We start from the raw sequence: 16,029 nt of genomic DNA, 5'->3' as shown, positions 1-16,029 counted from the left end.
CAATTAAATAAAAATAAACTACCAATCGCTTAAAAAAATACCAAATTACTTTTCCAATAGGTACCAGCCATTGGGGTCTACTACTATCGGTACTGAACTTTTGACCAGTGTCGGTTTACTTGAAAGAAGATGCCTCTCATTACCATTGGAAGTCTGGATTTCCACAGGCATACTGAAATTGATATTGTCTAAACTAACCAGATACCCCTTATTACCCTTGCCTCTTATTTTGACTTTTGGAAGCCTGACGGTCTTTAGGTATAGATCAAAAAAACCCTGCAAATCTTCCTTTCCTGAATAATGTACAGTAAATTCAATGAAATCCGAGGTTTCAATCAGGTTCTCATAGGTAAATCTTTCATCGGATGTAAATGCCTTTAACATGGGAAAAAACAGGTCATCTCCAGTGAAATATCTTAAGGAATGGATAATAAATGCCCCTTTAGTGTAAATTTCCGGATGATAAGCAAAATCTGAGGTAGCATTTCGTGGAGAAACAACAGGCCTTAAATTTCTGATCCCCGCTTTTACCGAAGCCACCTTCTTATGGTATTCTTCCTCCCCTCCATGTTCTAAATAAAAAAGCCAATCACCATAAGCAGTCAACCCTTCATGGATCCAAAAATCTGCCCAGTCTTTCACAGACACTTTATTTCCAAACCATTCATGCCCCAGTTCATGATGCAGCAACCAATCATACCATACATTACCGATTCTTTCAAACTGGAAATTATTGCCATATGCATTGATGGTCTGATGTTCCATTCCAAGATAAGGAGTTTCAACAACCGCTATCTTATCATCCGGAAAAGGATAGGGTCCAAAGAATTTTTCTTGGGTCTGAGCAGAAGTATTCAGGACCTCCAATAAATTTTTAGCCTTGTCCCTGTTTTGCTGCAATACATAGACCCTCATTGGGATCTTTTCCCCTTCAAGACCTTGAAACAGAGTAGATTCCTCATGGAATACCCCAAGAGTGAAATTGACATTATAATTGTTGATTGAATACTGGGTGGTCCAATGATAAGTGAATTTCTCATTGGATTCTTTGGTATCTACCAAGCGCCCATTGGATGCCACAAAATAGGGTTTAGGAACTGTAAAAATAAGATCGACGCCGTTCACAGGTTCGCTCGACGGATGGTCAAGGCAGGGCATGAATATTTTGCCACCCTCATTTTGTGAAGAAAGCCCCATCCAATGATTCCCAAGGTCATCCAACTCCCAAGTAAAGCCTCCGGACCAAGGGGGGCGGATTGCAATCGGTGTTTTACCTCCATAGTAAATCTCAACATCCTGGCAGGTACAATCATTTGGAAAAATATCCAAAATGTCTCCTTGATGTGAAAAACCAACCTCTTTCCCTTCCATCAGCACTTTATTCACCTTAAATTCTTCAATCAAATTAAGCCGAATGGTATCCAATTTTTCCTGAGACTGAAAAGTGATTCTGTTTTTCCCCAAAATCTCCTGCTCTTCAGGGAATATCTCTAATTCCAATTGATAATGCATCACCTGGAATTTGCTCTGCAAGGGATCTATGGGTCCACCCCAGGTCCAATTCTTCTGAATTTGGGCATTTGTAAATCCTGTAAAAAGGAAAAGGATCAGTGTAAATTTACTAACTGAATACTTTAGCAGATTTAATTTCATATTTTTTCCGATTCAGAATGAGCTGCTGACCCAAGATAATCAATATTTTGAATCAGATCAGATTCGCTTACAATAAAAAACTCTATACCTATCTCCTACCTTTGTGGCAATTAAAAAATCATCTCCCCCATCCTTCAATCTGAACTTGCTTTTTATTTCATCTGCAGATAAAGTAAAATTCCTGGCAATAACATTTACTTTCCCGGAAGGAAAGCTTTCCTTCAATTCCTTTTTGGGTTGGTTGAATTCTCGTATTACTTCAAAAATACGACCTGGGATATCGGTATGAACGGTATCCGATGTGTAAAGATGACTATTGGGATGCAGTTTATCCAACCCGAAATTTTGACCAAAAGTCTTAAAAGCCCCTGCCTTCAAAATTACTGCAAGCGGTTCTATGATATAGGACTTTACCTCGGAATATTTATTGACAGCAAGCTCTTCTTGTTCAAAAGAAAAATTAAATTCCTGCTTACCTGTGGGGGAAAGATCCACACAATGGATCATCCTTGTTTTGATCTTTTTATTTTTTTCCCAAAACAACAACACTTCCTTTACTTCATTTTTGACTGAAATTACCCAAATATTCTGGATGTCAGGAATCTCAAGAATTGCCTGTTTCAAATCCAACATGGGGGAAGTTTTGACCAAAATACTATCCCCTTTTCCTTTCAACAACTCCCAATTTGATACCAAATCCGGTTCACAATCTGAAAGTCTGTACAACTTTTGGTTACGGTCTCCCCTTCTGGCAGGATCCACAAAAATCAGATCAAAAGTCCGATCAGAATCGGAAAGGATTTGCAAACTATCTCCATAAAAAGTTTCAAATTTCTCCTCTCCCAAGACCTCCATATTGTAGCGGAAAATATCAACCAAATCCCCATCCCTTTCGCAATAGGTGACTTTCTTGAAATTCCTGGAAAGAAAATAAGTGTCCACTCCAAATCCACCCGTCAGGTCAATCATGGAATGTCCATGTACTAAGTCTATTTTAAACTGTGCTGTTTCTTCAGAAGATGCCTGTTCCACTGATATCCCTTCAGGAAAAAAAAGTGAAAAATTATGGGACCAATTGGGAAGTTTTTTCCTTGCTTTTTGTCTGGACTGAATCTGGTCTACAGCCATTTTCAGATCCACATTGGCTTTACCTTTTAGCGCCAAAAAAAGTTTAAACGGATCTGAATCCAGATATTCCTGGACAAATTCCCTGATCTCATCCGTATAAACCTTGGCAATTTTCAATTTTAATTTTATGAAAATTCATACGATGATGTTGCTTCATCGTATGAATGGTATCGGTTTAAACTTAAGCCATGCTGTGCTCTACTAAATATTCAGCTATCTGAACAGCATTTGTTGCAGCTCCCTTTCTAAGATTATCTGCTACGATCCACATATTCAAGGTGTTAGGCTGGGACTCATCCCTTCTTAGCCTCCCCACAAATACTTCATCTTTCTTATGTGCAGTTAATGGCATAGGATACACATTATTGGCTGGATCATCCTGAACAATTACTCCCGGGGTTTTGGACAAAATCTCCCTAACCTCATCCAGGTCAAAATCCTTTTGGAATTCGACATTTACTGACTCGGAATGTCCTCCCATTGTTGGGATCCTTACCGTAGTAGCAGTTACCTGAATGCTGTTATCGTTAAAGATCTTCTTGGTCTCATTGATCATCTTCATCTCTTCCTTGGTATAGCCATTTGGCTGGAAGACATCAATATGAGGCAATACGTTCAAATCAATTTTATGTGGATAAACCATATCTGCAGTTTTCCCTGCTCTTTCAGCCATCATTTGGTCAACCGCTGCTTTACCTGTTCCGGTAACTGACTGGTAAGTAGATACAACGATTCTTTTGATTCCATACTTTAATCTCAATGGGTTCAGTGCCAATACCATCTGAATGGTTGAACAGTTTGGATTAGCGATAATCCTGTCATCTATTCTAAGGTCTTTTGCATTGATTTCAGGTACCACCAATTTTTTTGTAGGATCCATTCTCCAGGCTGATGAATTGTCAATGACAATTGTTCCCACCTCAGCGAATTGAGGTGCCCATTCCAGGGAAGTGCCTCCACCAGCAGAAAATATAGCGATATCAGGCTTCTCAGAAACTGCCTGTTTCAATCCCATGATGGTATATTCCTTACCCTTAAAAGTCATCTTTTTACCGGCAGACTTTTCACTGGCCACAAGAAGTAATTCATCAAATGGAAATTGGTGCTCATCCAGCACCTCGAGGATTTCTGAGCCTACCAATCCGGTAGCTCCTACAACGGCTAGTTTCATTTTTGTTACAAATTGTTTTTTACAAATAGACCGCAAAGGTAAATGAAGAATTTTCAAAAAAGATATAATTACCTTATTTAATTACTTATTTTTCAAGTAGAAGCCTGTTTTTATGCCGGGTTTTCAATTTTTCAACCTTAACCGATTATAATTGGACAAATAATCTGCGTTTTTTTATTTTTCAGCCATGAAGCCTAGATTTTTGGTAAGGGTTTCAATTGCTTTTTCCTTACTAGGTTGTTTTTTTAACCGAAACACTGTTTATGGACAATTTCAGGATTTTGAAAGCAATTTTACAATCGTCAACCATCCTGAAGCATTTTTACCTGAGTGGTCTGCCAATGAAGTGCGAAACACCGCGGCAAGGGTTTTTCAGGCCAATGGTGAGGGAAGATTCGGATCCAGGGCTTTGGGAGTACAACCCATTAGTTCCTTCACCGGGGAGATTTTTACCAAACTTAACCCTGCCAATTATGCAGACCCAAAAATCGCTTTTTTCGCAAAAAGTCGACAAAATGGGTCGGGCAACCGGCCTGCAGTGGTTGAAATTTGGTTTTCCCAATCAGGTTATGAGACATTTTCCCATCAGGTTCCTGTAGGCAATGAAAGCACTTTCCCCAACCAAAATCTGGAATATCGTTTATTTGAAATAGCCATTCCGGAGGACTTCAGGGATCTGGAGGAACTATTTATAAAAATAGAGGTGAAATATGGACCAGGAACAGGTTCTTCAGCTAGGTTTTTTATGGATGAATTCGGAATCTATGATGGCAAGGAGATCGTTGATCCTATAAAAATAAAAAAAGCCCAAATTTTAAGCCCTTTTTCTCTTGAATTGGTGTTTGATAAGGAAATAGAAGAAGCAAATCCTTCCCAGGTCAACATATCCGACATAAGCAACATACTGGTAAAGCATCCTACGGATACCTCTCTTTATATCTTCTCAGAACAGGCATTTGAGGAATCCAACATACTTTTTACCCTAGAAAATTTAAAAGATAAAGCTGGCCAGGTCACCCCGGAATTAAAAGTGGAAATCGAAAATTCCCATATTGGCTTAGGGGAGTTAATTTTGATTTCCTCAAAAACCATTTTGGTCAGCTTCAGTCAGCCATTTCTGGAATCATCTATAAGCCAGACATCCCATTTTCTGGTTAACGGCAAACAGCCCATATCCATTGATATAATGGAAAATAAATTTCAAGTTCAGTTGGATTTCGAGGAAGATTTTCAATTGGGAAGTGTTCTGGTCCTGGAAGCTAATAACATTCAGAATGCTAAAGGTGAGTTTACAGAGGCCACCTTGATAAAATCATTTTTTTACAGGGATTTTATAGAAAATCATTACTTAACAAATCAAGATGAACTGATGATTTTCCATAAAATTGAATTAGATCCTTCCTCTATCACACCTGAATCTTTTTCCATAGAGGATGCTCCTTCAATCCAATTCGAAATCCAATTTCCCCAACCCACTCAAATTGTATTAAAAAGCAATGAATTATTTGAGGAAGGACCAGTATATAGTATACAAATACCTTCAATGTTGAGCAAAAGAGGATTTCCTGTCCATGCCTCAAAAAGGGAATTTGTATGGGATAGGACCCCTCCGGAATTGGTAAATGTACTTCCTGTAGAAGAAAACAAAACCCTTCTAGTTTTCTCTGAATCCCTGGATCGGGTTTATGCTTCAATAACCTCCATTTATTCAATCGATGGCATACATCCCTCTGATCTTCTATTTCAGACTAATGATAGCCAATTAATACTTACTTGGCCTTTTGCTTTTGAGTCAGAAAAAACCTATTCGCTTCGAATTGAAAAAGCTGTAGACCTATATGGAAATTTTTTGGAGCATTACTCATTTGATTTCCAGTTTGAAGCTTTACCACAGATTGCATTCAAGGAAATTGTCATCAATGAGGTCATGGCTGCCCCTAGGGCCAGCAACAGCCTTCCCAATGCTGAATATGTGGAACTTTACAATACCGGAGAACGGCCTATATATCTGGGAGGCTTTCAATTGGCCAATTCAAGGAGGGAAACAACCCTGCCTTCTGCCGTTCTGGAACCAAAATCCTATCTAATATTAGTTCCTAGAGCGAGTGCGCATGAATTTGAAAAATACGGTGAAGTGATCGGCCTGACCAATTGGCCAACCTTGCTGAATTCTTCGGACCAGGTAAAATTAAAAGATACCAAGGGAATGGTGATCGATAGCCTTGAGTACAGTACAGCATCCTATGGAGGAAGTGCTTTTGCCCAAGGGGGATATAGCCTTGAAATTTCCAACCCCTACCTAACCTGCTATTTACCCACTAACCTCAAAACTTCACAGGACGAAAAAAGGGGTACACCTGGAAAAATGAATTCAGTTTATGAACTAACCCCTGACCTGACCGCTCCCCGTTTTTTAAATTCCATTATGGTGGGAAGCAACAAAGTGAAACTATCTTTCTCGAAAATTCTAAATCAAAATATCCAAAATGTGTCTTGGAGTTTTAAGCCAAATCTCTCATTACTGAAAAGCTATATTGATGAAAATCCTTCAGACATCATCTTGGAGTTTGCAGATGATCTAAAGGAAGGTGTAAAATACTTTGTTACTATTAATAATTTAAGGGATTGCAGCGGAAACATGTTGGACAAACAGGAGGAAATCTGGTTTGTAATGCCCTTACCTGCCAAAGAGGGCGATCTCATTATTAATGAAGTCCTCTTTAACCCAAGAACCAATGCTCCCAAATTTGTTGAAATTTATAACCGTACTGAAAAATATATTAACCTGAAAGATTGGAAACTGGCCAATCTGAATTCAAATGGTGAAATAGCCAATAGAAGAACCCTTTTCAGTGAGGATTTCATCTTGGAGCCCTATTCTTTTCTGGTATTCACAACGGATTCGGAAAAACTTAAACAGGAATATCCCAAATCCAAAGAGTCAAGATTTTTTACTTTTTCTTCTTTACCAAGTTATCCCATATCCAGTGGAAATGTGATTTTTCTTAACCCTGATGAAAGTTTAGAAGAAAGACTTAGCTACTCTGAAAGAATGCATCACCCCCTTTTACGGGAAAGAAGAGGGGTTTCCTTGGAAAGAATATCTCCCAGGAGCCCTATCGATGATCCTAACAATTGGCAATCGGCCTCTGCATCGGAAGGTTTTGCCACTCCGGGATATAGGAACTCTCAGGCATTTGAGGGGCAAGAAAAAATAGGGATTGATATCCATCCTAAAGTCTTTGCCCCGGACATGCCCGGTCAGTCTGCATTTGTTACCATCAGTTATAAAATGGAGCAATCCGGAAAAAATGCCAGTATGAGGATCTATAATGTTACCGGTACGCTTATCAGGGAGATCTGCCAGAATGCAATTTGGGGAAATGAGGGATTTTACCTCTGGGATGGGACAGATATGCAAGGGAGAAAAGTAAGGCCCGGGCATTATATTATCTGGATAGAATTATTTGATCTAGAAGGAAATGTCAATCAAATAAAAAAAACTGTAGTTGTTGGAACATATTTTTAATTACCAATAGGACTTTTAAAAGAATATGAGTAATTTAAGAAGGTCTTTGATCAACCTTAATAAACTTATGGCGTCTGACCTGATTACAAAAATTTTGAATACCTATTTTATTGAAAAAGGGAAGACTCTTGAAGTTATACAAAGATACTTAAGCGTCAAGTACAAGCTGATAATGGACAAAAAAGTGCTGCAAAAAAGGATAGAGAACCTATCCTCCTATTAAAAACCGCCCAAGTGGCGGTTTTTTTATTTTTGAATTTAAAATGCTAAGTGTATTTTAGGGGACTTTTCAATCGGTCTGTTTGATTGGAGGAGATTTTACCATTAAAAAGTTAACACTATGAGTCAAGAAGAAAAAACGGCCTACTCACCTGAAGAGCTGAAGGAGTTTGAGGAAATTATTCATCAGAAACTTGCGGTTGCCAAAGAAGAACTCACGTCTTTGAAAGAAACTTTGAGTAAGAAAAATGACAGTGGCACTGATTTTACCGCATCAACATCAAAACTTTTAGAAGATGGCGCCGACACCTTGGAAAGGGAAAGTCTGAGCCAGCTTGCTGCCAGGCAGCAAAAATTTATTATTAATCTTGAAAATGCTTTGATCCGTATTAAAAACGGAACCTATGGTGTTTGTGTGGATACCGGAAAACTGATTGCTAAAGAAAGATTGAAAGCAGTACCCCATACCATGCATTCCATTGAAGCCAAGCTTGCAAAAAAATAAATTGGAGTTTTTACACAAACATATAGAAGCCCTGATTTTCTGTTCCCCATCTCCGTTAGCCCCAGATGAAATCCAAAAATGCCTAACGGAGATGTTTGAAACAGAAGTTCCACAGGATCATATCCTGGAAGCTATCAAAGTGCTGCAGGAAAAATACCAGCAGGATGATTTTTCATTTGCTTTGGAACATATTGGAGGTGGTTATCAATTTTTGACTAAACCGGCTTATCAGGCCAGTATATCCATTTTGCTTAAACAGCAGTCCCAAAAGCGGCTTTCTACCGCCCAACTCGAGACACTTTCCATAATTGCCTATAAACAGCCTGTGACCAAAACCGAGGTTGAACATATCAGAGGGGTAAGTTGTGATTATTCCATCCAGAAACTATTGGAAAAAGAACTGATCACCATCAAAGGGAAATCAGAGAATGTCGGAAGACCTTTGCTTTATGGAACAAGTGAAAAATTCATGGAATATTTTGGGATCAATCATTTGAGCGATTTGCCACTTCCCAAAGATTTCAATCCGGAAATCAACCAAATCGGCGAAGAAAAAGATCAGCTTTCCGATTGATGGACCCTTTTGACCTCTGCATGGGCTGAAATCAGATATTTTCTTCCAGTCTCCAGTTCTGCACAAAGAATCCTGGTTCTCCTGATATGCTCTTTTTGAAATTTCCTTCCCTGCAATTCAAAAATTTCACCTTTGGGTAAATCCACTAAAAGAGATTTTTCATCTAAAACATTTTTATCATAAGCCTTTAAAACTTTGCTCAAAAATAAATCAGCCCCAGTGCTTGCCTTGGGATTTTTAAAATGTCTTACCAAGGCCACCAAAATATCTTTAGGAAATACCTTCTCCGACATTACCGGTATCATTAACTTTCTAAAAGTATTCTTCCACTCTTCTCCATGGGGCTTTATACTCAAACCATGTTCTTCAAATGCCCTATAGTGTGCGACCTCATGGATATAAGTAATCAGAAACTGAAAAGGATTAAGGTTATGGTTAATAGAAATCGTTTGTAATTTTCTGTCCCTTCTATACCTGAAATCCCCAAGTTTTGTCAACCTCCCTTTGGTTATAAAAAAATTGAATGGTTTCTCTTTCCAAAGTTGGAAACAATAAGCAACAGCTTCTTCTGGTAAGTATTTTCTAAAAGCAAGTAGAAATTTCTCGTCTTGGTTCATCAACCGAAATATAAGTCAAAAAAAAAGTCCCACCATAAGGCAGGACTTTTTTTCTTTAGAAGTTTGAATTAACCTTCAACAACTTCTTTTACTTCTTCAGTAACTTCTTCGACAGCTCCTTCAACTTCTTCAGTAGCTTCTTCAATTACCTCTTCAGTAGCTTCTTCAGTTTCTTCGATTACTACTTCGATTTCTTCAGTAGCTTCTTCAGACACTTCTTTGTTTCCGCAAGATGCAGTGAACAACATTCCTGCAACAGCGAATAATGCAAATACCTTTTTCATGTGTTTGGTTTGTTTCTTTATAAGAGGCTGCAAAGGTACTGATATCCATTCGATTGTCAAGTATTTTTGCAATTATTTTTTATTTCTTTTTATAAGTTATTTTTACCGGAACTCCTTCAAAATCAAAGTTTTCTCTTAACCTGTTTTCCAAATACCTGGTATAGGGCTCTTTGATGTACTGGGGAAGGTTACAAAAGAATGCAAAAACAGGATTTTTGGTAGGGAGCTGTGTAATATATTTTATTTTCACATACTTCCCTTTGTAGGCTGGAGGAGGATATTTCTCTATTTCCGGCAATAAAATATCATTCAATTTTGAGGTCGGCACTTTTCTGGTTTTATTTTCATAGACCCTTACTGCCAGTTCGATGGCCTGAAAAATCCTCTGTTTGGTCTCCACGGAAGTAAAGATGATCGGTATCCACCTGTTTACCCCCAATTTCTCCAACATATCTTTTTTGAGATTATCCATGGTCTTGTGGTCTTTTTCAATCAAATCCCACTTATTCACCATTATCATGATGCCCTTGTTGTTTTTGATACCCAAGGTAATCAAATTGATATCCTGGGCTTCCAGACCACGGGTGGCATCCACCATGATGATCAATACATCCGATTCCTCTAAGGTCCTCAAAGACCTCATTACCGAATAAAATTCAATATCCTCCTTAACTTTGGCTTTTTTGCGGATTCCGGCTGTATCGGTAATGATAAAATCTTTCCCATAAAGCTTGTAACGGGTGTGGATGGCATCCCGGGTAGTCCCTGCCTCATCGGTTACGATGGATCTTTCGGTACCCAACAGGGCATTGAGAAAAGAGGATTTGCCCACATTTGGCCTTCCCAAAATGGCGATTTTTGGAATACCTGCATCAGGATCTTCCACTCCTTCATCCGGAAAATGCTTGATTACTTCATCCAAAAGGTCACCGGTACCACTTCCGCTGACAGCAGCTATTGGAAATACCTCATTATCTCCCAATCCCAGTCCATAAAACTCTGCCGAAAGCATGGCTTTTTCCGGGCTATCTGCTTTGTTGGCTACAATGTAAATGGGCTTTTTTGTGCTCCTTAAAACATTTGCGAATTCTTTGTCCAAATCCGTTAACCCATCATGGCAATCTACCACGAAAAGTATCACATTGGCCTCATCAATGGCCAATTTTACCTGTTTCCTGATTTCTGCTTCAAATACATCATCAGACCCGGTGACATATCCTCCAGTATCGATGACAGAAAAGAATTTACCCCCCCACTGGGCATGACCATAATGCCTGTCACGGGTCACCCCACTGACGTTATCCTCTATGGCCTTTCGTTCCTCAACCAATCTATTAAAAAAGGTAGATTTACCCACATTGGGCCTACCCACTATTGCTACAATATTTGCCATTATTTCCTATGCTTTATTGGTCGTAACCAAATTTCCTTAATTTGTTTTTGTCTTTCCTCCAATCATCGGCCACCTTCACAAAGGTTTCCAGGAAGATTTTCTTTCCAAAGAACTTTTCCATTTCCTCCCTTGCCTGGATTCCTACCCGCTTCAGGGCTTTTCCGCCTTCCCCGATAATGATTCCTTTTTGGCTGTTCCTCTCCACGTATATGACAGCCCTGATCCGGATGATTTTCTCTTCTTCATAAAAATCTTCAATTTCCACTTGGGTGCTGTAGGGGATTTCTTTTTTGTAATTCAGGAAGATTTTCTCCCTCACAATTTCCGAAGCAAAAAAACGCTCCGGTCTGTCGGTAAGTTCGTCTTTATCATAAAAAGGAGGATGAACAGGAAGCCTTTCCAGGATTTCCTGCAAGATGCGCTCGGTATTGAAACTTTCGGTGGCTGAGATGGGGATAACCGCTTCAGCTTTGATTCTTTGGGTCCAATAAGCCGTCACTTCCTCCAATTGATTCTCTTTGGAAAGGTCAATTTTGTTGATGACAAGTAGCACAGGAACTCCTGAATGGTTGATCTTTTCAATTACGTCTTCTATTTCGGTGTCAGTTTCAAATAGATCGGTTACGAAAAGGATCACATCTGCATCCTCCAGGGACATATGGACAAAGCTCATCATATTTTTGTGCAACTCATACTTGGGCTTCAGCATGCCCGGTGTATCAGAAAACACAATCTGATAATCCTCATCATTGATAATACCCATAATACGGTGACGTGTAGTCTGGGCCTTGGAGGAGATGATCGAAAGTCTCTCACCGATAAGCACATTCATCAGGGTGGATTTGCCTACATTGGGTTTCCCTACAATGTTGACAAAGCCTGCTTTGTGTGTTTTCTCGGTCATGACAATAATTTTTCTGCAAAGGTACTTCAAATTTTCCGTGCAGTCACATTAATTTCAGAATAAACCAAAGAAAGTTTGGAATAACACCTTGAAAATAGCCCAATTACGAAAAATAGAAGCTTATCGATTAAAAAAAGCATATTCCAATAAGCACCTAATTTTCAGGAAATCCCAACGTCCAAGTCTTTCTTTTCAAAAATTAATTAAAACACTTATTTGGATTTTAATCCAAAAACCCCTACTTTTGTACCACGATTTCAGCGAATGGCTGTTAAAAATTAGAAAATCATTTGATTAAAGATATATCGCGGGATGGAGCAGTTGGTAGCTCGTCGGGCTCATAACCCGAAGGTCACAGGTTCGAGTCCTGTTCCCGCTACTCAGAACCCCTTATACGTTAAGTATTTGGGGTTTTTTCTTTTTGGGGTACAGTCTGGGGTACACTTTATTTCAGTTTGCTTTCATCTTTGACTAAATCCCATAAAAGTAAAAGCGACTTTACCTTGTCATGAATTTGGATAGAGACTCCTGAATCTGTCTTTTTCAAGGTTTTAATAGTTGCAGCTTTTCCAGGCTTAACCTGACTTACTTTTTTAAGACTCCAATCATCATTGAAAAATTCTGTAATATCCGAGAAAGCTATTTTTACGATTTCTGCTAATACTTTTTCTTGGGTGACACCATTCCTTTGAAGGATTTCAGAAGATTTGGATTGAATGTACTTTTCAATGTTAACTTTTGTCAACATTCTTGAACCTTGTTGCCGTGCGGTATTCTCACTATACCCTGCAAGTTTGGCCGCTTCAGTGGCGTTGAATCGTGCTTCACCAAGGTAGTAGTTGGCAAATCGATATTCCTTTTCTGTCAATTCAATCTGATCCTTATCGGCCTGAATTTGGTGCTTCATAATGATTCACGATTTAACTACAAGATAGTCAATTACCTGTATTCCTCGTATGCATTTCGGACAGAAGCTAATTCTGAAATAAAATCATTCGAAATAAGATCATTGACTTTAAACCAATCTAAAAGCTCTTCATCTTGAAGATCCTCCCAAGTCAGGTCATAAAAATGATTTTTCAAACATAAACTTCTAATCAACCAAAATGCTGAAGGAAATTTTGTTTTATCCAGTATCCTAAAAACCTCAGCATCTATCCTATGCTTTCTTGTGGCTGGATCTTTTACATTTTGCAAGGAATCTGGAGGGAACGAAATTAAAAACTCTTCCAACTCCTGTCTTAAGAAAATCTCTGCCTTATCAATTGAGTCTTGCACCCGTTTTTCCAGTTTTTTTGAGTTTTCTGCAATTAAGCTTTCAAGTTCTCCCAGTTCCTTTTGATATGCTTCTTTATGATTGATTGATAAAATTCTTTTCCCCTTTCGGACCGAACAAGGCTTCAAATATTTTTCCCTGATTTCTTCCAACTTCTGCTTGATTTGATTCATTTCATTCCAACTGTTAGTTTCTTCTCTTTCAAATAGGTTATACCTAGTTTTCATCTTAGCCTTGAGCGCCTCATCTTTAAAAGGTAAAGCCGAGGAAGGAATGGTAACAGATTTTTCTGTAATGTTTCCACCCTCCAGGGACAATTCCACAAACTGAAAATGATTATTATAAACACTGATTTGCCTTTGCATATCCGGCAGTACAATGGGTTTAGTTTCCAGATTCGTTGCTATCTCCTTGAATTTCTCTTGATCGAAGGATTCTAATGAAGAAAGAGGAGGTTTAAAAATCAACTCATCGAATTTTTCAGGGAAAAATGTTTTCACTATCTCTTGCGACAAATTTCTTGGAAGTAAAATTGCATTAAAACCCTCTGGCCCTCCAGAAATAATTCTGCTTTCCAAAAAGAGGCAATACCCAACACCATCAATTCCCAAGTAGCAAATCTTCAATCCTTTACACTGCTTCAAGGACACCCCAGCTGACAGAAGTTGATTTACACCCTTAACATCACCATATCCCTCCCTGAAAATTTTCTCTTGATTGTCCAAACAAATCCAAATCTTAATTTTTTTGTGATCTTTAATGTTCAGAAAAGCAAGTGCCCACTCATCATGAATAGAAGGTGAAATAAAAACTATTTCAGATTGAACTGATTGGATTATATCAATCATAGAGTCCCATCTTAGTGAAATAACTGTTTCTGGCATGATGATTTTTTTAATGACAAATATTCGCTCCAATTAAAAATACTAAGTGTTGAGTGTTTTTTTTATTAATTCAGAACGCATGACTTTACTAAATAGATGTATTATGAAAAGAGGAATAGCTCTTTAAATTTAGAAATTTTACCCCTTAACAAGAAAATACGCATCCCGAATCACCTTTGAAATCAATTTTCGCCGTTCTTCTAGGAATTCCAGATACTCCATTTCTTCCCAGTTTTCCGGCAAAGCATGCCAGTAATACATTTGTTCCTTTTCTCCCGGCTTCAGTCTTTCAAGGTAAAATGGCAAGTATTCTCTTGGGTGTTTAGCTGAGATGTTGATATTATCACTCCATTCGACCAAAGCATAATTGGCAATCTGATTCCGAATAGTCTGATCAAGAAAACCATTCTTTTCCAACCATGACTTTGGAAACAAATGATGGCGTTCCAATGCGGATTTCTTGCTTCGCAGACCTTCCTGCAACAGATCAGAGGTTTTCAACTTGCTAAACAATCCTAAGGCCCCAAGGACGTACTGAGCAGCATAAAATCCATACAGCGAAGGGGAAGTGGATGACGAGGTTGCCAAATCCAGTGGCAGCCTGATTTCCCAAAAATCATCCGTTAGCTGAGCATCAATGATATCTTCCAATATTTTCTTGAATTCTGCTCCTGTTTCTATACTTCGCAACTTGGCCAAATCAATTTCCATCACAGTCTCAGGAGAGCTAGTATATCGCTGGGTAATGGAAGACATGAAAAACCATTTTGCAATCAGGTTTTTCAACTCATACAAATCCATCTTGAAATCCTCCCGGCCAATCAAAAAGAAAATGTAAGAGTAAAGCAGGTTGTTTGAAGAACTGATGTAATCTTTTCGTGCAAATCCGGCTTGTTTGATTGCTTTGATGAATTCGTGCCAGTTTACGACGTTTAACACTTTGCTTTGCGCTTCTTGCAGCTTACCAAATTGCAAAGTTCTCCGCTCAATGCTGAATTCACCAGTATCCAGGTCCTTTCCACGGAGGATACTGTATACATATTGGAGACGGGCACGCCTGAAAGCCAAACCGACTCCTACACGCAACATTTGATCAGGATCGGGATCAATCAGGTAATTGAATGGGGAAGCGGACTCTTTGCTTGGTAATCGGCATAATCTGCAAAATTCCTCCAGGTCTTTGCGACCTTCTTCCCAAAACACGCTCATCAAGGTCAGGATAAAGTCTGCTTGATTCAGTTTCTTTCCTTGTGAATTGATTCTTACAAACACGTCTGCTACCTGCTCCTCATCGATTTCTGAGGAAAGTTCTAATGCAGAAAACGGATAATTTTCTAGGTTTTTAAGATTATTAAAAGACTTCCGGATCTTTTTAATTTCTTCCTTCTCCAACTCCTTCACCTGTGACAAACGCTCAATAAAATCATCTGTGATCTCGAAAATATCAGCCTCCGGACTCCAAACCCTAGAGATGTTGTGATAGTATCTAGGATTCTTACGGATAGTCGCATCCGGAATTTCAAACTTTTCATCCAATGGATTGAAGGCAATAATGATGTTTGCTCTTTCGTAGTTTTCCCGGATAACCTCCTGCCCCTTGATCACTGCATACAGGGAAGTCAAGCGCTGCTGTCCATCGACTATCAAAAGAGAGGGATGTTTTTGTTTGGTCACAGTACCTATTCCTTTGGTGCCTTCTATGTTGGCATTGGCCCAAAAAAGGAAATATCCCACAGGATAGCCCTTATACATACTGTCAAACAAGTCCCGAACCTTGGTATCCTTCCAGACAAAAGGTCGCTGAATATCAGGAAGACCAATCAAGCCCAAATCAATCTGCTGGATCAAGCCGGCCAAATTGTAGTTTACTTCTTTAAAAAGTGTTGCCATGG

13 protein-coding genes and 1 tRNA gene are annotated in these 16,029 nt (G+C 38.9%); 4 read left to right on the top strand and 10 right to left on the bottom strand.

Annotated elements, in window-relative coordinates; translation table 11 throughout:
• Positions 1-45: 45 nt before the first annotated feature.
• The 3 genes from ACFSKV_RS01415 to ACFSKV_RS01405 form a co-directional block, all read right to left on the bottom strand.
• Positions 46-1,653, bottom strand: coding sequence for a M1 family metallopeptidase (locus ACFSKV_RS01415; RefSeq protein WP_380799799.1), 1,608 nt, complete (start codon positions 1,651-1,653; stop codon positions 46-48).
• Between the two features lie 57 nt (positions 1,654-1,710).
• On the bottom strand, positions 1,711-2,898 hold the full coding sequence (locus ACFSKV_RS01410) for a class I SAM-dependent methyltransferase (protein ID WP_380799798.1): 1,188 nt from the start codon (positions 2,896-2,898) through the stop codon (positions 1,711-1,713).
• 64 nt (positions 2,899-2,962) lie between these two features.
• Positions 2,963-3,952, bottom strand: a complete 990-nt coding sequence (locus ACFSKV_RS01405; RefSeq protein WP_380799797.1) for an aspartate-semialdehyde dehydrogenase — start codon at positions 3,950-3,952, stop codon at positions 2,963-2,965.
• A 187-nt stretch (positions 3,953-4,139) separates the two neighbouring features.
• On the opposite strand from ACFSKV_RS01405, the gene ACFSKV_RS01400 reads away from it, so the two are divergent.
• The 3 genes from ACFSKV_RS01400 (at position 4,140) to scpB (ending at position 8,779) form a co-directional block, all read left to right on the top strand.
• Positions 4,140-7,481 (top strand): lamin tail domain-containing protein, encoded by a 3,342-nt coding sequence (locus ACFSKV_RS01400; protein ID WP_380799795.1) that lies wholly within the window; start codon positions 4,140-4,142, stop codon positions 7,479-7,481.
• 340 nt (positions 7,482-7,821) lie between these two features.
• A complete protein-coding gene (locus tag ACFSKV_RS01395) occupies positions 7,822-8,205 on the top strand; it encodes a TraR/DksA family transcriptional regulator (protein ID WP_380799794.1) in 384 nt (127 codons plus the stop codon).
• A 1-nt stretch (position 8,206) separates the two neighbouring features.
• Positions 8,207-8,779, top strand: coding sequence for an SMC-Scp complex subunit ScpB (gene scpB / locus ACFSKV_RS01390; protein WP_380799849.1), 573 nt, complete (start codon positions 8,207-8,209; stop codon positions 8,777-8,779).
• Here the strand turns inward: scpB and ACFSKV_RS01385 are convergent.
• The 4 genes from ACFSKV_RS01385 to era all read right to left on the bottom strand — a co-directional run bounded on the left by ACFSKV_RS01385 (position 8,764) and on the right by era (position 11,977).
• Complete coding sequence (locus ACFSKV_RS01385; protein ID WP_380799793.1) at positions 8,764-9,396, bottom strand: transcription elongation protein SprT; 633 nt, start codon at positions 9,394-9,396, stop codon at positions 8,764-8,766. The two genes, scpB and ACFSKV_RS01385, sit on opposite strands and share 16 nt — an antisense overlap.
• A gap of 68 nt (positions 9,397-9,464) precedes the next feature.
• On the bottom strand, positions 9,465-9,680 hold the full coding sequence (locus ACFSKV_RS01380) for a hypothetical protein (RefSeq protein WP_380799792.1): 216 nt from the start codon (positions 9,678-9,680) through the stop codon (positions 9,465-9,467).
• Between the two features lie 79 nt (positions 9,681-9,759).
• Positions 9,760-11,073, bottom strand: a complete 1,314-nt coding sequence (gene der, locus ACFSKV_RS01375) for a ribosome biogenesis GTPase Der (protein WP_380799791.1) — start codon at positions 11,071-11,073, stop codon at positions 9,760-9,762.
• Between the two features lie 13 nt (positions 11,074-11,086).
• Positions 11,087-11,977 carry a GTPase Era gene (gene era / locus ACFSKV_RS01370; RefSeq protein ID WP_380799790.1) on the bottom strand — a complete coding sequence of 297 codons (891 nt, stop codon included), beginning with the start codon at positions 11,975-11,977 and terminating at the stop codon, positions 11,087-11,089.
• Positions 11,978-12,283: 306 nt separating this feature from the next.
• Here era and ACFSKV_RS01365 point away from each other — a divergent pair.
• Positions 12,284-12,356, top strand: a tRNA-Met gene (locus ACFSKV_RS01365).
• Positions 12,357-12,422: 66 nt separating this feature from the next.
• On the opposite strand, the gene ACFSKV_RS01360 is transcribed toward ACFSKV_RS01365, so the two are convergent.
• The 3 genes from ACFSKV_RS01360 to ACFSKV_RS01350 all read right to left on the bottom strand — a co-directional run bounded on the left by ACFSKV_RS01360 (position 12,423) and on the right by ACFSKV_RS01350 (position 16,027).
• The gene (locus ACFSKV_RS01360; protein WP_380799789.1) at positions 12,423-12,884 is read right to left on the bottom strand and encodes a terminase small subunit; all 462 of its coding nucleotides are present in this window, start codon (positions 12,882-12,884) and stop codon (positions 12,423-12,425) included.
• Positions 12,885-12,916: 32 nt separating this feature from the next.
• Positions 12,917-14,137 carry a hypothetical protein gene (locus tag ACFSKV_RS01355; RefSeq protein ID WP_380799787.1) on the bottom strand — a complete coding sequence of 407 codons (1,221 nt, stop codon included), beginning with the start codon at positions 14,135-14,137 and terminating at the stop codon, positions 12,917-12,919.
• A 138-nt stretch (positions 14,138-14,275) separates the two neighbouring features.
• Positions 14,276-16,027 (bottom strand): GmrSD restriction endonuclease domain-containing protein, encoded by a 1,752-nt coding sequence (locus ACFSKV_RS01350; protein ID WP_380799786.1) that lies wholly within the window; start codon positions 16,025-16,027, stop codon positions 14,276-14,278.
• Positions 16,028-16,029 lie beyond the last annotated feature (2 nt).

This window comes from Shivajiella indica (assembly GCF_042683085.1).
Classification (GTDB): domain Bacteria; phylum Bacteroidota; class Bacteroidia; order Cytophagales; family Cyclobacteriaceae; genus Shivajiella; species Shivajiella indica.
The sequence above is the reverse complement of the archived record's forward strand: the minus strand, read 5'-3'. Positions and strand labels throughout refer to the sequence as shown.